17 protein-coding genes, 1 tRNA gene and 2 rRNA genes (1 of these 20 running past the window's edge) are annotated in these 18,370 nt (G+C 49.7%); 11 read left to right on the forward strand and 9 right to left on the reverse strand.

Features of this window, described 5'->3' with window-relative positions; all coding sequences use genetic code 11:
* Positions 1-2 precede the first annotated feature (2 nt).
* Genes I3V23_07685 through I3V23_07695 form a run of 3 tightly spaced genes read right to left on the reverse strand, consistent with a single transcriptional unit; the run spans position 3 to position 3,721 of the window.
* Entirely contained in the window at positions 3-2,393 is a 2,391-nt protein-coding gene (locus I3V23_07685) for a xanthine dehydrogenase family protein molybdopterin-binding subunit (GenBank protein ID QPI84494.1), read from the reverse strand.
* Positions 2,390-2,869: a (2Fe-2S)-binding protein gene (locus I3V23_07690; protein ID QPI84495.1), complete on the reverse strand. Its 480-nt coding sequence runs from the start codon at positions 2,867-2,869 to the stop codon at positions 2,390-2,392. The genes I3V23_07685 and I3V23_07690 overlap by 4 nt, the downstream gene beginning before the upstream one ends.
* Positions 2,870-3,721 (reverse strand): FAD binding domain-containing protein, encoded by an 852-nt coding sequence (locus I3V23_07695; GenBank protein QPI84496.1) that lies wholly within the window; start codon positions 3,719-3,721, stop codon positions 2,870-2,872.
* Positions 3,722-3,835: 114 nt separating this feature from the next.
* On the opposite strand from I3V23_07695, the gene I3V23_07700 reads away from it, so the two are divergent.
* Complete coding sequence (locus I3V23_07700) at positions 3,836-4,297, forward strand: OsmC family protein (protein QPI84497.1); 462 nt, start codon at positions 3,836-3,838, stop codon at positions 4,295-4,297.
* A gap of 16 nt (positions 4,298-4,313) precedes the next feature.
* Positions 4,314-4,829, forward strand: coding sequence for a redoxin domain-containing protein (locus I3V23_07705; protein QPI84498.1), 516 nt, complete (start codon positions 4,314-4,316; stop codon positions 4,827-4,829).
* Positions 4,830-4,831: 2 nt separating this feature from the next.
* Here I3V23_07705 and I3V23_07710 read toward each other — a convergent pair whose 3' ends face one another.
* A complete protein-coding gene (locus I3V23_07710; GenBank protein ID QPI84499.1) occupies positions 4,832-5,509 on the reverse strand; it encodes a TetR/AcrR family transcriptional regulator in 678 nt (225 codons plus the stop codon).
* Positions 5,510-5,522: 13 nt separating this feature from the next.
* Positions 5,523-6,011 (reverse strand): OsmC family protein, encoded by a 489-nt coding sequence (locus tag I3V23_07715; protein QPI84500.1) that lies wholly within the window; start codon positions 6,009-6,011, stop codon positions 5,523-5,525.
* A gap of 149 nt (positions 6,012-6,160) precedes the next feature.
* Between I3V23_07715 and I3V23_07720 the strand changes: the two genes are divergently transcribed.
* A complete protein-coding gene (locus I3V23_07720; GenBank protein ID QPI84501.1) occupies positions 6,161-7,117 on the forward strand; it encodes a cyclase family protein in 957 nt (318 codons plus the stop codon).
* On the forward strand, positions 7,114-7,743 hold the full coding sequence (locus I3V23_07725) for a glutathione S-transferase family protein (protein ID QPI84502.1): 630 nt from the start codon (positions 7,114-7,116) through the stop codon (positions 7,741-7,743). Before I3V23_07720 ends, I3V23_07725 begins: the two co-directional genes overlap by 4 nt.
* A 12-nt stretch (positions 7,744-7,755) precedes the next feature.
* Here the strand turns inward: I3V23_07725 and I3V23_07730 are convergent, their stop codons facing one another.
* Positions 7,756-8,949, reverse strand: a complete 1,194-nt coding sequence (locus tag I3V23_07730) for an FAD-dependent oxidoreductase (GenBank protein QPI84503.1) — start codon at positions 8,947-8,949, stop codon at positions 7,756-7,758.
* 77 nt (positions 8,950-9,026) lie between these two features.
* Here I3V23_07730 and I3V23_07735 point away from each other — a divergent pair, with 77 nt between their 5' ends.
* The 7 genes from I3V23_07735 (at position 9,027) to I3V23_07765 (ending at position 16,529) form a co-directional block, all read left to right on the forward strand.
* Positions 9,027-9,446, forward strand: coding sequence for a hypothetical protein (locus tag I3V23_07735; protein QPI84504.1), 420 nt, complete (start codon positions 9,027-9,029; stop codon positions 9,444-9,446).
* A gap of 170 nt (positions 9,447-9,616) precedes the next feature.
* On the forward strand, positions 9,617-10,573 hold the full coding sequence (locus I3V23_07740; protein ID QPI84505.1) for an SLAC1 anion channel family protein: 957 nt from the start codon (positions 9,617-9,619) through the stop codon (positions 10,571-10,573).
* A 134-nt stretch (positions 10,574-10,707) separates the two neighbouring features.
* Positions 10,708-11,352 carry a hypothetical protein gene (locus tag I3V23_07745; protein QPI84506.1) on the forward strand — a complete coding sequence of 215 codons (645 nt, stop codon included), beginning with the start codon at positions 10,708-10,710 and terminating at the stop codon, positions 11,350-11,352.
* 229 nt (positions 11,353-11,581) lie between these two features.
* Positions 11,582-11,779: a helix-turn-helix domain-containing protein gene (locus tag I3V23_07750; GenBank protein QPI84507.1), complete on the forward strand. Its 198-nt coding sequence runs from the start codon at positions 11,582-11,584 to the stop codon at positions 11,777-11,779.
* A gap of 183 nt (positions 11,780-11,962) precedes the next feature.
* Positions 11,963-13,759 (forward strand): site-specific integrase, encoded by a 1,797-nt coding sequence (locus I3V23_07755; protein ID QPI84508.1) that lies wholly within the window; start codon positions 11,963-11,965, stop codon positions 13,757-13,759.
* A complete protein-coding gene (locus I3V23_07760) occupies positions 13,756-14,886 on the forward strand; it encodes a tyrosine-type recombinase/integrase (GenBank protein ID QPI84509.1) in 1,131 nt (376 codons plus the stop codon). The genes I3V23_07755 and I3V23_07760 overlap by 4 nt, the downstream gene beginning before the upstream one ends.
* A complete protein-coding gene (locus I3V23_07765; GenBank protein ID QPI86749.1) occupies positions 14,886-16,529 on the forward strand; it encodes a recombinase family protein in 1,644 nt (547 codons plus the stop codon). Before I3V23_07760 ends, I3V23_07765 begins: the two co-directional genes overlap by 1 nt.
* Here the strand turns inward: I3V23_07765 and I3V23_07770 are convergent.
* The 3 genes from I3V23_07770 to I3V23_07780 all read right to left on the reverse strand — a co-directional run.
* Positions 16,486-16,562 (reverse strand) — tRNA-Met (locus I3V23_07770). The genes I3V23_07765 and I3V23_07770 overlap by 44 nt on opposite strands.
* Before the next feature lie 83 nt (positions 16,563-16,645).
* Positions 16,646-16,760, reverse strand: a 5S ribosomal RNA gene (rrf, locus tag I3V23_07775).
* An 89-nt stretch (positions 16,761-16,849) separates the two neighbouring features.
* Positions 16,850-18,370, reverse strand: a 23S ribosomal RNA gene (locus I3V23_07780); it runs 1,311 nt beyond the window's last position.

Below are 18,370 nucleotides of genomic sequence, written 5' to 3' on the forward strand. Positions count from 1 at the left end.
CATCAATTGTCTGTTTTTGTTTCTGCCAAGGCAGAAAGAATGCGATCTGGTGTCATTGGCATTTGATAGACTGTTACTCCCAAATGACGGAGAGCATCGTTTACAGCGTTCATTACGGCAGCTGGTGCACCTCCAGTACCGGCTTCACCAGCTCCTTTAGCACCTAAAACAGAAGATTTTGTAGGTGTTTCTATGTGTGCGACATGGATATCCGGCATCTCCGACGCCATCGGTACAAGGTAGTCTGCCAAGGACGTATTCAAAAGCTGCCCTTCGTCCGAATAAAGACACTCTTCATATAGGGCGCCACCAATTCCTTGGACCACTCCGCCTCTAATTTGCTCGTCAACCAAGAGAGGGTTAATCACGCGACCACAATCCTCAACTGCCCAAAAATCCAAAACTTTCACGAAGCCAGTTTCAATATCCACCTCTACGTGTGCTGCCATAGCGCCATTAGTAAATACAAATGGCGCATCGGTGACGCGATAATGACGTGTCGCAACTAGCTCTGGCTTTGCTTCATCAGGTAACTCGTTACCACGATAATAAACAGTCCGGGCCAAATCAGATAAGCTTAGCTTCTCAACAAAAGTCTTTGCATCCACGATTTGTCCATTGTTGATGTCAAGCTCGGCAGGTTTGGCTTGCAGTATAACAGATGCTGCATCCAAGATCTGCTCTTTTAGCGCATTTGCAGCTAACAATGCAGCTTCACCACCAATACCAGCGCCGCGGGACGCCCACGTTCCACCGCCGTAGGGTGTAGTTTTTGTATCGCCGGTGGTAACTTTAACTCGAGCTAGGTCTACTCCCAACACATCCGCTACAATCTGGGCGAGTATGGCGTTAGTTCCTTGGCCTTGCTCAGTGACTGACGATGATACATGGATACCGCCTCCGGCATCTAGCCTAACGGTCGCCCCATCTTGACTGGCAATTGGAGCACCACCAATCCCATAAAACATTGGGCTTGGGTTCGTAACTTCCACCATGGAAACAAATCCAATACCCCTGAAAACTCCATCTTTACGCTCCTCTAATTGGTCAGCGCGCAGGCTGTTATAATCCATCATTTCGATCAGTTTGTTCAGCGCGGCCTGATGCGACAACTCATCTAATTTCATCCCAGATGCACTGGTGCGCGGATAGGAGTTGTCAGCCATCAAATTAATGCGACGCACTTCCACCGGATCCATTTGAATATGAGCCGCCGCCTCTTCAAGCAGGCAGTCGCAAATGGCCATAGCAATTGGATGCCCTACAGCACGATATTGGCACATCAAATTTTTATTTTGAAAAACTACCTTTGATGTTGCTCGATAGTTCGGGATGACATACGGGGCACCGGTCAGGTTCAGTACCTGATTAGCTTCAATCGCAGATGTCCGCGGGTACATCGAATAAGGCCCTATCCCGGTCACGTCGTCAAATTCTAAACCAACAATTTGACCAGAGGCACTAATGGCCATTCGCGCATCAACCACATGATCTCGCGCATGAATGTCAGACATAAAGCTCTCATAGCGATCTGCGGTGAATTTTATCGGGCGCCTCAAGAGCTTTGCTATTGCGGCAACAGCGACTTCATCGCCATAGGTGTGCACCTTAATCCCGAAAGATCCGCCAACATCTTGTGAGATAACTCGGACGTTCTCTTCCATAAGGCCAAGATGCTTGGCAAAAATAAACTGCATCATATGCGGCGCTTGGCCAGAATACCAAACCGTCAACTGATCATCAGACGGATCATATTCTGCGATACTCGTTCGAGGTTCTAAAGTCACGCCCGTATGCCGCCCGAACTTGAACTTCTTTTTTACAACAAAATTTTCAGGATTACTGAACGCGTTTGATACATCACCTACGTCAACTGTACGTTGCCAAGCTAGATTGGAGTCGTAGCCTTCGTGAATTAGGGGACAACCCTCATCGAGTGCCTTTTCCATATCAACCACTGCTGGCAGCTCATCATATTCTATCTCAACAAGTTCTGCCGCATCCTCTGCCTGCGCTCTTGAGTGAGCAAGGACAACAGCTACTGGCTCTCCTTGCCACTTCACATAGTCAATGGCTACTGGCGCCTGTGGAGGGGACCTCAGACCCGCCAAGTGACTTAGAACTCCGACATATGGCTCGACAACGTTTTCTAAATCTTTGCCAGTAAAAACATTTACTACACCATCTGCATCAATCGCTCTGGATACATTTATTGAAACAATTTTACCGTGGGCAATTGGCGATCGTATAAAATACGCATGTAGCATTCTAGGAAGTTGAATGTCGTCAACAAACCTTCCGCGGCCGTGCAGTAAACGCTTCGCATCTAAACGCGCTTCAGGCTGACCAATTAATTTAGTCGGTTTATCGAAATCGAACTTAACGCCAGTCATGTTTCCGCACCCACCTGTATTACATCACAAATCGCATCAACGATTGATTGATAACCAGTACATCTGCAGTAATTCCCGGATAAGTGTTCGCGAATTTTTTTGCGATCTGGCTCTCCAATTTTCTCAATATATTCAACGGCTGATGCGAGCATACCAGGTGTACAGTAGCCGCATTGGAGTGCATTTCGTTTCAAAAAGGCAGCTCGCAATGCTGATACTGGTCCACTGTCAGCTAGTCCTTCAACCGTGGTTACCTCGAGATCATCCACTTGGACAGCTAGCATCAGGCAGGAACGAACAGTTTGACCATTAACACGCACGGTGCATGCTCCACATACACCATGTTCACAACCTACATGAGTGCCAGTCAGACCCAGATCATTTCTCAAAAAATCTGAAAGATTTGTGCGTACGGCAACGTCTCGTTCAATTCGCTCGCCATTAACCGTCACTTTGATTTTTTTAGTCTGCCCCATTTACATCGCCTCCAAAGCGCGGCGCACACACACAGTCGCAAGCCGCCGTTTCGTGTCCTGAGAATTGTGCAAATCAGAGTCAAAAATTAAATCAGACAACGCTTCACTAGCGCCGCGAATTTTCCGTTTATCAGTACGAGCGACGCCCACTAGGCGCTCTTCAACAGACTTTGCACGCAATGGGCGATCAGAGACACCAAACAACACAACTTTAGGGGCATTAAATGCTTCAGATGGACGACTGTCATCAGAAATGCAGACGCCTGCTATTGCGTAATCTCCATGCCTTCTTGCCAACTCATAAAACCCAGTGCTCAACGACTTAGAAGAATTTGGTATGAGGACCGACAAAACCAACTCATCGTCTTTCCGGTCAGTAAGATAAAGCCCTTGAAAAAATTCATCCGCCAACACAAATCTGGTGCCTCGTTGGGACGCCAGCTCAACACTGGCCCCTAGAGCCATTAAGACTGCCGGCATTTCCGCAGCAGGATCAGCAAGCGCCACACTTCCCCCAATCGTTCCTCGATTTCGTATCGCTGAATGAGCTATATGAGGCAGGACGCTATCAAAAACCTGCGAAAACTCTGACACCAGAGCTGACGCCCCTAACTCGCTGTAGGTGACAGTGGCCCCGATGCGAAGGCCATCACCCACGGCCACAATCTCTTTCAAGTCTTTCAACCCACTCAAATCAATCAGCGTTTTAGGAGCCGCGAGCCTAAAATTCATCATCGGCAACAAACTCTGGCCTCCCGCCAGAAACGCCTTTTCGTCAGCATCCTGCGCAACTATAGCGAGTGCCTCAGATATTTCTGTGGGGCGTTCGTAGGTAAACTCTGACGCTTTCATAGGTCTTCCCTTAAATCCGTGTTGCACAACAAATTTGGTTGCACAGCTCGGCGTCTGTCAATAACAATTTATCAATCTATAAACTAATTCATGGCTATCAAGGAAGGACTTCCGATGGCAATTCGTCCCAAAACCACCATTCAAATGTCGCTGACAGGGGCTGGACAAACTCACGCGCGCACGGTCGTTAAAACTAGAGATGTAACTGCATTAATAGACGAACCAATGATTAGGGGCGGAACAAATCTGGGTCCGAGCCCAACTGAAACCTTCATGGCATCGCTGATCGGTTGCACAAATGTAATTTCCAGCCGCATAGCTCAAAAGATGGGGCTAGTGTGGCAAAACTTAGATGTCGAACTGTCCGCAGAATTTAACCGCCTCGGCACAATGTTGGAGGAGGAAGTTGAGCACCCTTTCGCCAACATCGTTATGGATATTTCGGTTGAAACAAACGCATCGGAGCAAGAACTCGAAAAGTTAAAAAGCGATTTGTCAAAATTTTGCCCAATCGCGAGGGTGATCCGGAACAGTGGCATCACCATTACAGAAAACTGGTCAACTAAATCGATTTAAGTCGGAGGTTTACACTATGGACACCCAGCCAAAACCCGGGAACGTCGCACCCAATCTAGAGTTGAAACTTGTCGGCGGCGAGGCTTTTAGCCTTCAAAACAGCAAGCCACAACTGATTGATATGCTTGTGTTCTACAGGGGCTATCATTGTCCGCTTTGCAAGGATTTTTTGCATAAATTAAATAGCCTAGCGAGCGCATTTGCAGAATCTGGCGCTAACGTTGTTGCCGTGTCTATGGACACCGAAGAGCGTGCCCAAAAGTCAAAAGATGAATGGGGTTTAGATAACCTTACGATTGCGTATGGGCTCTCTGAAGAAGCGGCACGTGCATGGGGATTGCACATCACAGAGTCCATCAAAGAAGTTGAACCTCAAACATTTAGTGAGCCTGCTTTGTTTTGGGTCCTTGCCAACAAGAAAATATATCTCATGGATGTTGCCAGCATGCCATTTGCTCGCCCGGACCTAGAACTATTACTCGCTAAGGTTCCGGCTATAACGGCTGGCTACCCCGCGAGAGGGACTAAATAACATCAACGTGCGGCGCCACTATCATGGACGGCGCCGCTTTTTGTGCGCGAATTCGAATTGTGTTCACGAATGGCTATGAGTTGATGTGTCCATGCTTGAATACTGTTTTCAATGACAAATGATTTATCAGAGTGTACGGCCATATTATATATCAAAAGGCGCACACCATAATAAAAAATGCCACCATGTATCGTCCAGCCAAATTCTATTTCATCATCACTTGGCGGCGTATTCTCGATATGATGTTCTGCTAAAATTTCTTTCGTAATTACTTCTATGAGGTTCTGACGTATGAAGAGCAAATATTCACGATTCAGACCAATTCCCTTTAGGCCAGAAAATAAAAAGATGCGCATCCAGTCGTCTCGGAAAATCACATCAGTGTATTGAGTGTAAAATAAATTCAGGCGATCTTTAATTGACTTACTCCTGTCTATTAACAAATCATTCCACTCATCACGCCACCTTTGAAGATAAACAGCCTCGTAAACCTCACGGATTAAATCCTCTTTTGAGGGAAAATATCGATATAGAAGAGGCTGCGTGACGCCCAAACTACGGGCTAAATCACGGGTCGAACTCTCAAAGCCCTCTTTTGCAAAGAATTGAACAGCTTTTTCGACAAACTGTTCTCTCCGTTCATCATACGGCAATCTCTGCCTTACAGGTTTATTTGGCATAGTAGTCTCAAATTCAAACTTCAATCCAACCAGAGTTGTCTTTTAAGCGATGCTTGACCTTCACCCGATCTGAGAGTGACTGCTCGATAAAACAACCCTTGGTTGCGGCCTGTATCAATGCAATTTTTTCAGAAACATTAACATCTGTGTCCATCTCGATGTCCAATGTAAACAACTCTGGCATAGAAACATAAGGCTTATTACCTTCTTGCTCAGCACTCCAATGCAATTTGGTGTTCACTTTCAAATCATGTATTTGAACATCCAACCTTTTCGCAAAAGCTCTCAGTTGTGTCATCAAGCATCCAGTAAGAGCTGCCGTGAATAACGCGAGTGGCGGTGGCGCTGTGCCGTCTCCCCCATGGAAAGGCCCTTCATCAGTCGCGAGCTCAAAATGCTCATTCATCATGGGCCAACTGACAGCGATGTCATTGCGCATCTTACCAGTCGCAACTCCAACACCTTCAAAAATCACACTAAATTTTTTTATACTTCCAGCCACAAGCTCAACTCCACATTAACACAATCATAAATTATTCGGCGATTGACCCCCACAAAGTAACAGTCAACCTCGATGCATTTTGCTCGATTGACAAATTTTACAGCTTATTTTTCAATTGATAAATAGTGGAGGATCAAAGGAAGCCATAAATGCCTAAGTTCACGCGTGATTACATTTATCAAACCGCTAAGGAGCTCTCCAATTGGGGACGTTGGGGCACTGATGACCAGATTGGCACCCTCAATAACATCTCACCAGAAGATGTTGTTGAAGCTGGCAAGCTCATACAAAAAGGCCGGGTATTTGCTTTAGGCCTGAACCTTAAAGAGCAGATCCAGTCTGGGCTTTTTGGCGGCCGGTGGAACATGATTCATCAGATGCTCGCCACCGGCACTGATGCTGCAATTGGAGCTCAAGACGGCGACGGTAAAGCCTACTTGCGTTATGCTGATGACGCCATCAACTTACCTTGCCAAGGATCTACGCAGTGGGACGCCCTCTGCCATATTTTCTTGGACGACAAAATGTACAACGGGTTTCCTGCCACGGACGTGACAGTACAGGGCGCAAAAAAGCTTGGCATAGAGCATGTACGAGACAAGATGGTCGGGCGCGGAGTCTTGCTCGACATAGCGCGTTGGAAAAATCAAGAATTTTTACAAGATGGTTATGCAATCACGCCTGAAGACCTAGACGGTTGCGCTAGTGCACAGGGCGTTAAAATCAAAAAAGGAGACTTTGTAATCGTTAGAACGGGCCAACAAGAGCGCTGTCTGAAAACCGGTGACTGGACAGGATACGCTGGCGGCGATGCTCCTGGCTTAAGCTTTGAAACAGCTCGTTGGATAAAAACAAAGGATATCGCCGCCATATGCGCTGATACTTGGGGTTGTGAAGTCCGACCCAACGAAACAGATGAGGCGAACCAGCCCTGGCATTGGGTGGTTATTCCTGCAATTGGCATCTCAATGGGCGAAATTTTTTACGTGAAAGAATTGGCACAAGACTGCGCTGAAGATGGCGTGTATGAATTCTTTTTCAGCGCACCTCCACTTCATATTCCTGGAGCCGCAGGCTCGCCGATCAACCCTCAGGCTATAAAATGATTACGCTCTGGGGACGAGGAAGCTCTGCTAATGTTCAGAAAGTTATGTGGGCATTAGCAGAGCTCAACTTACAATTTCGCCACGTTATAGTGGGAGGACCTTACGGGGGCACCACCTCGGAAGAATTTAAATCACTTAACCCAGTTGGAAAAATCCCTGTTTTTCAAGACGATAATATCACTCTCTGGGAGAGCCATGCCATATTGCGATATTTATCTCGCAAACATGGAGGACACCTTTCCATAAAGGAAATTGATCAACCTTTCGTTGATCAATGGCTGGACTTCACAGCAACCTGCTTCTTTCCACCATTTGTCGGCTTGTTCTGGCAATTGGTTCGCACCCGTCCAAGTGACCGCTCGCAAGAGTTAATAGCTCTGCATACAAATAATTTAGGCGCCGCTTTGGACATAATAGACGAACAGCTAAAGAAAAGCAGGTGGTTGGCAACAAATACATTCACGATTGCCGATATTGCAGCCGGCGTAACCATGGAAAGGTGTTTAGAGATCATCGATCTACACCAAAACCGACCGAACCTCACAAGATGGCACGGCAAACTAGCTTCTCGTGAGGCTTACAAAACGGTAGTTGCGACGTCCTACGAAGAGCTACGTGCCAAATAAAAGCTATTGACGCTAAAAATCAGCTGTAGCTGTCAAGCGGACAATTTCATCTTCAAAGGGGTGAGAGGCTCCATCCAGGTTTCCTTTTGGATCTTCGCCTTGCACAAAACTTCCCAAACGCTGAGACCGGGCATTTATCATCAACGCGATTGGACGCCTTGCAGCGTCATAGGCCTCAAACGCCTCTTCAATAGTTCGGTTGGCGCGCAGACAACTCGAAAGACAAAGCGCGTCTTCTGCCGCTTTTGTTACACCCATTCCGACATGCGGACGAATTAATGCGGCAGCATCGCCTAATAAGCAAACATTGCCGCAACAAAAGCGTGGAGAGACATAATCATAAATCGGCGCGAGAAAGGGACTAGCCGCGCATTTGAATGCTTCAGAAAACATCCAAGGCAAGTCCACCTCTGCTGCCATCAATGCGCAGTCTACAACTTCACGACGAACCAAAGGCGGCGGTATTGAAATCTCATGGACTTTACCACTTTCATCCGTCAGTAAATCGACAAGCTCATCGTGGGATGTGGGCTTATACCAAACAATATTATATCTTCGCGATCCTTTATTCGTCTCATTGTGGAACCCTGGTATTGGATATCCAATCACCTGGCCTCTGTTGGGTATAAAAAAGGAAAAATCGTCAAAAAAAGCATCTCGAAGATTGGGCTCGATTAACGCTTCTTCTACAACGGCTCGCCATACAACATAGCCAGAATAAGCTGGCGCTGGGCGCTCAGCAAATTTGGACCTAACCGCTGATCTATAGCCATCTGCACCAATCAGTGCATCAAACTGTTGAACCGAGCCATCAGACAAATGGACGTTGACTTTGCCTGCTACGTTCTCCCAGTTTAAGACGCTTGTGTCGGTGAAATAGAGCTCACGCGGCAGCCGTGCGTGAAGCAACGAATAGATCATATCCCAACTTGTAACTAGTTGTGGAAACTCGCGCTCTGAGACAATCTTACCAAACTTATCGAAGACCCGACGAAAGCGTACCTCTACGCCTATATCTTGCAATGATACCCCAATAGATCCAAGAGCTTTCAGCAGCGACTCATGCGTGACGATGCCAGCCCCTCTGCCTGAAAGGGCGCTTCTAACTTTTTCGAAAACGGTAACCCGCCATCCAGCTTCGGCCAAAGCCAGTGCAGCAAACAAACCACCTATAGATCCGCCAGATACAGCAATGTGACCGCGCATTCGACTAAATGTTTCTCAATTATGATAACTATGCTAACTTTATCACACGATAATTTAGTAACAATGGTATCTCAAGAATGTCTGACAATTTTGACCAAGAAAATAATACTGACGCCAACATTTGGTCCAGCTGGACAGCCGATCTGAAACAGGAACTGGACCGCAACGCGGGTAAAAATGGCCGAGTAGGATCTGAACTCGTAAGTACTACTGATCGAGTTAGAATTTGGTTGATATCGCTCCATCCCGGCCAAAGGTTAGAGTTTCATACCCATGTACTAGACTACTTCTGGACTGCTACGAGCAGCGGCAAAGCTAGATCTCGTTACTCAGACGGTCGCCTGGTTGAAATGGAATACACAGTGGGCCAAACACAACACCATAAATTTAAGTTTGGCGAGTCAATGACACATGATCTCGAAAATATCGGTGAAAACGTTTTGAGCTTCACCACAGTAGAATTTCTTGACAGCCCAAACTCTCCCTTAAATATATAAATTAAATATAAATTATATAGATCTATAAGGTTTTTATAAATTATATAAAAAATATATCATAAATATTTCGAGTAGAGGAATTTTAAAAAATACATGCCTTTACGCCTGAACATTTTTTTTCAAAACTTTCCGCGTACTCTCTGCACGCTCAAAAACCAGTGACCACTCGAATGAAAAACGAAGAAGAAAAGACCAGCTGGCTAGAAAACTTTCCAGTTTTACTATTTACGGTAATTATGGGGTATTCAGGTTTGACCCTCGCGCTTCAGATAGCAGGCGAGGTCTACTTAAGTAAGATCGCACTACTTATTACTACATGTCTATTTTTAATTATTCTGCTAATTTATATAATGAAAATTATAGTATACCGAAATTCGGTGATCCATGAATGGCAGCACCCAATAAAAATTTCTTTTTTTCCAGCTATTTCCATCTCTATCCTTTTACTTTCACTGCTTTTTAAGACATTCTCAATCGAAATTGCGACGATCTTATGGCTAGTGGGCATAGCCGCTCAAACGCTCTTAGCTCTTTCGGTACTGGCAAATTGGATCGGCAATCGTCCTTACGAAACCATACATATTTCTCCTGCTTGGTTTATCCCCACTGTAGGAAACATCATTGCCGCAGTGGCCGGCGTCGATTTGGGATTCATACAAATTTCGTGGATATTTTTTTCAGCAGGAGTGATATTTTGGATATTATTATTAACATTAGTATTTAATCGCTTAATTTTTCATAATCCACTTCCAGAACGGATGGTTCCTACGCTAGCAATTCTAGTGGCCCCCCCTGCCGTCACTTTTCTGGCATGGGTAAAGTTTAATGGTGGAAACGTTGATAACATGGCGCATGCAATGTACGGAGCTAGCCTTGCGTTCTTGGCATTAACTCTTACTCAGGCCAGGCTACTTATTCAGCTTGCATTCTCTTTATCGTGGTGGGCCTTGAGCTTTCCCTTTGCCGCGCTTGTTTCGGCAACCATGATCTATGGAACTGCACTGAATAGTCAGCTTCACCTACTACTAGGAAACGTCGGCGTATTTCTTCTTTTCTTGCTCATCGTTGGGCTGTCATTACGTACTGTATTAGCGTTTTTTCGCAAAGAAATTTGTATGCCTGATTGAACGACCCAGCGCCGGTGAAAATATAATAAATGCTAGAGCGCAGGACTAAAATACAGCCATCATCTCATTAACAACTTAACTTTATGTTGCAAAAATGATATTCAAGATTACCAACAACACGTTGCGTGATAACCATGCCATTAGGGTTACAAACAAATTTTTTAGATTTGATTGATCAAGCGGTTAGCGCTTTAGACACAGCATGCTCCAGCCCCGCCACTTACTCGCAAGTTCAACGGCTAACCACGCTTCTAACCACCCTGCTGTATTACCACCATACAGCGCGAAAGGCGGTTCCTCTCACACCGTTGCAACAAACTGCTGCTGAACTGCAACGCTATAAGGACGACTTGAAGTCCCGATCAAACCGCTCAGAACATGTTACCATCAAAAGTTTTTCCAAGCTGAGCCAGAATGCACAAAATCTCATCGGCAGTATGCTGGCGTTAGAAACGCGCGAGATGCTGGATGACTTCTCACATCTGGACTTGAGCAAGAAGTCACAATTTGAGGCCCTAAAGAGGGCCGTTGACCGAGCTCAAGACCAGGTGGCGCAGTCGCAAGGAAGACCCCCACTGGAATACCTTGATCAGTTTTGCAAAGACATTACGGAGTTTGCACGAGATGATCTCAAAATCGACGTGAAAGTCCGAAATCATCACAAAGGCGAACCTGTGACAGACTTTGAACACATGTTGGTTATCGGCTTTCGAATCGTCGATACGGCCATTAGCTATCACGGCATCGTTAAACGATACCATAAAGCCATAAAACGTTAATAAATACTGGCCCAAAAACCAGGAGGTTTATGGGCTTAGCAAGAGCCATATCCAAGATGCGATACTTAGCGCATGACTTTGTATCGCTCCCATACCCCCTCTTCTGCACAGGCAGCTTCGACTGATCTTTGTGCCACGCTTGAGGCGCTTGCGCGCCTGATGGCGCGGCACTGCGCGCGGGCGGATGTGGCGGGCGCACATTCTCAATCGTTAGATGGAGGACCTGCCCATGAGCAGTTCAAGACCCTTCCGCCTGCTCACGATCAGTGAGGCGGCGGAGTATCTCGCTATATCCGAGCGCTCGGTTAAGCGCCTCATCGCACGCGGTGATCTGCCCTGCATTCGGGTGGGCAGTGCCTTGCGGTTTGCCTTTGCAGACCTTGAGGCCTTCATCGCCCGCAACCGCTCAGGGGGGATGTTCGGATGACCCTGACTGTCCCCTTCGGGTCTGCTTTGACCCTTGGTCACGCGTCTTCGTGCAAATCTATATGTTGTTATTTTTACCATCAATTGTGGTATATTTGCACTATATGTAGTATTTTACCTCGAATGGCTTCACGTGACCCAAACTGTCCTGCATCTTGCTTCACGTCTTCCTGGAGTAACCGCCATGACCATGCATAACCCGTTCTTTGACGCCGATCAGATGAGCTTGGCTGAGCTGCGCGAACGCATCGAAGCGGATCATGAGCTATCCGTGTATAAGCGCCGCGATATCGCTTCCGCCTGCCGCAGCTTGGCCGAATGGTTCCACTTGCCTGAGGCCAGCATCCCAGCTTCTGCGCCCTACATCCGTGAGAAGCTTGAGCGTGTGCATCCAACCTTGATCAATGTAACGCGGCGTCGTGTGCAAAATGTGCGGTCTTTGATCTTGGGCGCGATGCGGCATCTAAAGATCAACACCAAGCTTGCGCCAGCCTCAGCAAAGCTCACGGCTGAATGGCAGGTGCTTTATGATCTTCTGAGCGGCGACACCTATCGTAAGTCTGAGCTCAGCCGCTTTATACGCTACTGCTCGAACCAAGGGATCGCGCCTGGCTCTGTCTCTGACATTGCATCTGACGGCTATCTTGCCGCGCTTGAGGCCGAGAGCCTGATCAAACACCCCCGCGTGCGGCATCAATCGACCTGCCGTGTCTGGAACCAAATGGTGGAGAAGCATTGCAGTGCGGGTTGGCCACAGGTCAGGCTTAAGGTGCCGCGTTATGAAGACCGGCTCTATGCCATCGACTGGGCTCTCGTCTCTGATCCTGTGAAGGCGGATATCGATGCTTATCTCGATCACCTCTCAAGCAAAGATGTCTTCAGCAAGGGTTTGAAGAAGCCCTTTGCGCCAATCAGCATCGATGCGGTGCGGGGGCAGCTCCATCGTTACATCTCTGCGCTCTCTTACCAGGGCGTGGATGTAGGCCGCGCTCAGTCTCTCCGTGATCTGGCCACTCCCGCCATGTTTGAGACCGGCATAAGCTGGCTTTTAGAGCGTAATGGGGGCGAGACCTCAAAGCATATCGGGGAGCTTGCCTGGAGTGTGCGCTGTTACGCCGTCAAGCACTGTGAGCCCTCCGATGAAGATGTGGCCTTCTTTGCAGAGCATATGCCCAAGCTGCGTCTCTCCCATGACGGGCTCTCCGAGAAGAATGCAGCCTCTATGCATCAGTTTGATGATCCAAAGGCTGTTCTGCGCTTCCTCACCTTACCGCAAGTGCTCTGGGACCGCGCCCTCTCCATGTCCAAGACGGTTGAGAACGGCACTGTACGCAAGGATGCGCATCTCTTGATACAGGCGGCTGTCGCCATCGAGATCCTGCAGTTCGCGCCAATGCGGATCCGTAATCTCAATGCTCTGCGCCTTGATCAGCACTTCATCTGGCATGGCAAATGCCTGCGCATTGTCGTGCCCATGGAAGAGGTGAAGAACAAGGTCGCGCTCGACTTCCTCTTACCAGAGGCCACGACCGAGCGGGTGAAGCGCTATATCGATGACTGGCGCATGATGTTCATCCCTGGCGCAAGCCCCTATCTCTTCCCGGGCCGCAAGGGGGCTGCAAAAGACTGCTCGGCCTTGCGCAAGCTCATCACGAACACGCTCTGGTCCCATGCGGCGATCCGTCTGACCCCGCACCAGTTCCGTCATGCGGCGGCCAAGCTCCTCCTAGATCGCCTGCCCGGTCATTATGAGGTCGTGCGTAAGCTTCTGGGTCATAAAGCGCTCACGACCACCTATGCGCATTATGCGGGCGCTGAGACCCAAAAGGCGATCGAGCTTTACGGTGAGGTGATCACCAAAGCCCGGCGGGATGGTGTGGCCCAAGCCTTCACAGAGCAGAAGCAAAACCCAAAGCGTCATGAGGATCTGTTCATGGATCCCTTGGCTCTGATGGGCAAGCCAAAGGGGCGTGCGTCATGAGTAAGATTGAACGTACCTCCCTGCCCCTTAACGACTGGCCTGAGCAAGACCGCACGCTCTGGCAATCCGCCACAGAAGAGGGCCGTTACTTCCAAAAGGCAGGCAAGGCTTCTCATTGGTCTGAGGCCACCAAGCTGCAGGTTCAAAAGGGCTATGCCAAATGGCTCTGGTATTTGCAGAGCGGCAGCCTGCTTAATCCTGCCGTCTTCCCCTCAGAGCGCATCTCGGAAGACCATCTGCGCGGGTATCTCGCTGAGCTAGACCGTCAGGGTCTGGCTAGTGTGACCATCACTTCGCGCATCACCGATCTGACAGAAGCCATCCGCGTGATGGAGCCAAAGGCCGATCTAGCCCTACTGCGGGATCTCTGCGCCCGGCTGAACGCACGCGCCGTGCCTTCCCGCAAAAAGGCCGAGCGCCTGCGAGCCCCCTCAGAGATCTGGGAGGCAGTCGCTGCAGAGATGTGGTCGATCAGGTCGGAAGGCACCCTCACCACCCAATCCGCCTCACGCTTCCGCGATGCAATGTCTGTGGCCTTCCTCATTTGGTCGCCCATACGGCTCAGCAATCTGCAATCTCTCACAATAGGTGAGACCATCACCTTCTCAGGCGACCTCTGGCGCTGCAGTTTTGCGGCGCATCAGATGAAGGACAAGACGCCTTTGGACTTCTATCTCCCGCAGGACGAAGAGTATCGCGCGCTCATGCAGCTCTATCTGCGCCGCTACAGGCAGAAGCTTCTCCGGCAGCCGGAGTTGCCCATTGACGCCCCCCTACCCTCAGGCGGCCCGCTCTGGGTCTCCACCCGCGCAGAGGCCATGTCCGGCCAATCCCTCTATTACGGCTGCAAACGCTGCACCAAGGCCACCCTCGGCACGGCGATAAACCCGCATCTCTTCCGAGACTGCGCCGCCAGCGCCCTCACAGCCGACAAACCAGAATATGTGCTCGCCGCAGCGCGCATTCTCAATCACAACCAACTCTCCACCACCCTCACCCATTACGAGCACGCCTCCATGATCCAGGCCGCCTCCCGTCTCCATGACGTCATCGGCCAGATCATCGATGAGGCTGCGGAAGGAAACGATGTGTTCGAGGCGCTCTTCGACAAATGGGGGGATGAGTAATGCGCGTTGCTGTCTATGCCCGCTTCTCTACTGATATGCAGCGCGATACGTCCATAGAAGATCAGGAGCGACTTTGTTTACGACTGATCGAGGGCAGGGGATGGTCACATGTCAAAACATTCGCCGATCGCGGACTGTCCGGCGCCTGTCATACACGTCCAGGCTATCAAGACCTGCTTGGCTTTGTCAGAGAGGGCGGCTGTGATGTCGTGGTGGCCGAAAGCATTGATCGTCTTAGTCGGGACCAAGAGCACATCGCTGGCTTCTATAAAGCGATGGCATTCCAAGGCGTGGTAATTTGCACTGTGGCTGAGGGGGTCATCAACGAACTACACATTGGCCTAAAAGGCACAATGTCAGCCCTGTATCTTAAAGATCTCGCACAGAAAACAAAGCGTGGCCTTGAGGGGCGCGTTGCAAAAGGAAAAAGCGGCGGTGGTAACGCCTATGGGTATTCAGTCGTTCCGGGCGATGAGCGCGGCGACCGAATAATCAATGAAGGCGAAGCACGAATAGTTCGTCGGATTTTCGAAGAGTTTGCCAACGGAAAATCACCGAAGCAAATTGCGCGGGACCTAAATCGGGGTCGCATACCTGCGCCGAGAACGCGGCTTTGGCGCGACAGCGCCATACGGGGTCATGTTCAGCGTGGAACGGGTATTCTCAACAACGAACTCTACGTGGGCCGGTTGGTTTGGAACCGCCAGAGGTACATCAAGGACCCGGAGACTGGGAAGCGCGTCTCGCGCCGCAATGCCGAACACGAGATCCAAGTCACCGCGGTCCCGCACTTGAGAATTATTGACGACGAGCTCTGGAGGCGCGTGAAACAACGCCAGAAGGAGATTTGGCCCAAGCAGAAGCGCGCGCCACAAAAGCAACCAGACTTTTGGCAAACTCGACGTCCCATCCACATCCTGTCCAATAAGACACACTGCAGTCACTGTGGAGGGAAGATGGTGTCCGTGGGGCGCGATTATCTGGCATGTAGCAATGCGCGAAAGCTGCAGACGTGCAGTCAAAGCAAAGGCATACGCCGCCCAGATCTGACGACTAAAGTGGTCGAGCTTCTTAATCATGGATTAATGCGCCCCGAGGCCGTGAAGGCATTCGTCAACGCTTATCAACGGGAGTTCAACGAATTACAAAAACATCGTTTTGCTGCCACCAATGCCCTTAGGGACGATCTTGCCGCAGCCAATAAGAAGTTGGATGGTCTTTACGATGCAGTGGCTGATGGAATACGCAGCGAAGGCATAATGGCTCGGATTGGCGAACTTGAAGCACGCGTGAAGCAGCTCAGGGCCGCCCAAGATCAGCAAGTGGAGGCATCGCCTGTTCTGATGCATCCGAACCTCGCGGAAGCGTATCAACGTAAACTCGGTCAACTCACCAGTATGCTGAACGATCCCGCATTTGCGTCTGAAGCCATTCCTCGAATACGCGAATTGATCGATCGAGTTGATCTGCGCCACACTCCTCAGGGATGGGAAGTCGTGCTGCACGGTCAGTTGGCAGCTTTGTTCAATGTCGCTCTATCAGACAAAAAACAAGCTCACCCGGTTACGGATGAGCCTTGTTTTATTGGTTCGACAAAAGTGGTTGCGGGGGCAGGATTTGAACCTGCGGCCTTCAGGTTATGAGCCTGACGAGCTACCGGGCTGCTCCACCCCGCGCCAATATACAGGCCCCAAGGCTGAAAGTTCAGGCAATTTGGGGCTGCATCGTTAGAGAGATCGGTGTTCGTGTTTCTTACTAGGTTTGGCGGTGACCTACTCTCCCACGTCTTAAGACGCAGTACCATTGGCGCAGTGGCACTTAACGGCCGGGTTCGGAATGGAGCCGGGTGTTTTGCTCACGCTATGACCACCAAACCGAGAAAGAAACACAAAACATCCAAGTCAGCACACCTGAGTGTGATGCTTTCATCAATCCTAGAGGCCAAACCTGGCTTCTACTGGATCAAATCAAGCCTATCGGGCAATTAGTACCAGTCAACTGAACGCATTGCTGCGCTTACATCTCTGGCCTATCGACGTGGTGGTCTTCCACGGCCCTCAGGGATACCTTGTTTTGAGGGGGGCTTCCCGCTTAGATGCCTTCAGCGGTTATCCTGTCCGATCATAGCTACCCTGCACTGCTGCTGGCGCAACAACAGGTCCACCAGTGGATCGTTCACCCCGGTCCTCTCGTACTAGGGGCAACTCCTCTCAAGTATCCTACACCCACGGCAGATAGGGACCGAACTGTCTCACGACGTTCTAAACCCAGCTCACGTACCTCTTTAAATGGCGAACAGCCATACCCTTGGGACCTGCTCCAGCCCCAGGATGAGATGAGCCGACATCGAGGTGCCAAACGATGCCGTCGATATGGACTCTTGGGCATCATCAGCCTGTTATCCCCGGCGTACCTTTTATCCGTTGAGCGATGGCCCTCCCACTTGGGACCACCGGATCACTATGACCGTCTTTCGACTCTGCTCGACTTGTCAGTCTTGCAGTCAGGCTGGCTTCTGCCATTGCACTCAACGAGCGATTTCCGACCGCTCTGAGCCAACCATCGCGCGCCTCCGTTACTCTTTAGGAGGCGACCGCCCCAGTCAAACTACCCACCACAGAGGGTCCCGGACCCGGATAACGGGCCGCGGTTAGACATCAAGCAAAGCAAGGGTGGTATCTCAAGGATGACTCCACAGGAACTGGCGTCCCTGCTTCAAAGTCTACCACCTATCCTGCACATGCTTGGCCTGATGCCAATCTGAAGTTGTAGTAAAGGTGCACGGGGTCTTTCCGTCTAACCGCGGGAAGCCTGCATCTTGACAGGCAATTCAATTTCGCTGAGTCGATGTTGGAGACAGCGGGGAAGTCGTTACGCCATTCGTGCAGGTCGGAACTTACCCGACAAGGAATTTCGCTACCTTAGGACCGTTATAGTTACGGCCGCCGTTTACCTGGGCTTCAATTCGGAGCTTGCACCCCTCCTTTTAACCTTCAGGCACCGGGCAGGCGTCAGACCCTATACGTCGTCTTGCGACTTCGCAGAGCCCTGTGTTTTTAGTAAACAGTCGCCACCCCCTGGTTTGTGCCCCCGGATCCAAGTTGCCTTGAACCCGGGCCTCCTTCTCGCGAACTTACGGAGGTATTTTGCCGAGTTCCTTCAACATCGTTCTCTCAAGCGCCTTGGTATTCTCTACCAGTCCACCTGTGTCGGTTTAGGGTACGGTCTGGTGTGGGGCTATTTCCAGGAACCGATTAGCGGCCCACCCAATCCAATAAGGGTGAACAACAGTCACGATCCGTCACATCCCACTGGCCCAGGAATATTAACCTGGTTCCCATCGACTACGCATTTCTGCCTCGCCTTAGGGGCCGGCTTACCCTGCTCAGATTAGCTTTAAGCAGGAACCCTTGGACTTTCGGCGACAGGGTCTCTCACCCTGTTTGTCGCTACTCATGTCATCATTCTCGCTAGTGATCTCTCC

It is taken from the genome of Rhodobacterales bacterium HKCCA1288, assembly GCA_015693905.1.
Taxonomy (GTDB): domain Bacteria; phylum Pseudomonadota; class Alphaproteobacteria; order Rhodobacterales; family Rhodobacteraceae; genus M30B80.

Excerpts from the sequence above, each read along its gene's own strand:
- I3V23_07685 (QPI84494.1), bottom strand. The coding sequence starts at position 2,393 with ATGACTGGCGTTAAGTTCGATTTCGATAAACCGACTAAATTAATTGGT.
- I3V23_07690 (QPI84495.1), bottom strand. The coding sequence starts at position 2,869 with ATGGGGCAGACTAAAAAAATCAAAGTGACGGTTAATGGCGAGCGAATT.
- I3V23_07695 (QPI84496.1), bottom strand. The coding sequence starts at position 3,721 with ATGAAAGCGTCAGAGTTTACCTACGAACGCCCCACAGAAATATCTGAG.
- I3V23_07700 (QPI84497.1), top strand. The coding sequence starts at position 3,836 with ATGGCAATTCGTCCCAAAACCACCATTCAAATGTCGCTGACAGGGGCT.
- I3V23_07705 (QPI84498.1), top strand. The coding sequence starts at position 4,314 with ATGGACACCCAGCCAAAACCCGGGAACGTCGCACCCAATCTAGAGTTG.
- I3V23_07710 (QPI84499.1), bottom strand. The coding sequence starts at position 5,509 with ATGCCAAATAAACCTGTAAGGCAGAGATTGCCGTATGATGAACGGAGA.
- I3V23_07720 (QPI84501.1), top strand. The coding sequence starts at position 6,161 with ATGCCTAAGTTCACGCGTGATTACATTTATCAAACCGCTAAGGAGCTC.
- I3V23_07725 (QPI84502.1), top strand. The coding sequence starts at position 7,114 with ATGATTACGCTCTGGGGACGAGGAAGCTCTGCTAATGTTCAGAAAGTT.
- I3V23_07730 (QPI84503.1), bottom strand. The coding sequence starts at position 8,949 with ATGCGCGGTCACATTGCTGTATCTGGCGGATCTATAGGTGGTTTGTTT.
- I3V23_07735 (QPI84504.1), top strand. The coding sequence starts at position 9,027 with ATGTCTGACAATTTTGACCAAGAAAATAATACTGACGCCAACATTTGG.
- I3V23_07740 (QPI84505.1), top strand. The coding sequence starts at position 9,617 with ATGAAAAACGAAGAAGAAAAGACCAGCTGGCTAGAAAACTTTCCAGTT.
- I3V23_07745 (QPI84506.1), top strand. The coding sequence starts at position 10,708 with ATGCCATTAGGGTTACAAACAAATTTTTTAGATTTGATTGATCAAGCG.
- I3V23_07750 (QPI84507.1), top strand. The coding sequence starts at position 11,582 with ATGAGCAGTTCAAGACCCTTCCGCCTGCTCACGATCAGTGAGGCGGCG.
- I3V23_07755 (QPI84508.1), top strand. The coding sequence starts at position 11,963 with ATGACCATGCATAACCCGTTCTTTGACGCCGATCAGATGAGCTTGGCT.
- I3V23_07760 (QPI84509.1), top strand. The coding sequence starts at position 13,756 with ATGAGTAAGATTGAACGTACCTCCCTGCCCCTTAACGACTGGCCTGAG.
- I3V23_07765 (QPI86749.1), top strand. The coding sequence starts at position 14,886 with ATGCGCGTTGCTGTCTATGCCCGCTTCTCTACTGATATGCAGCGCGAT.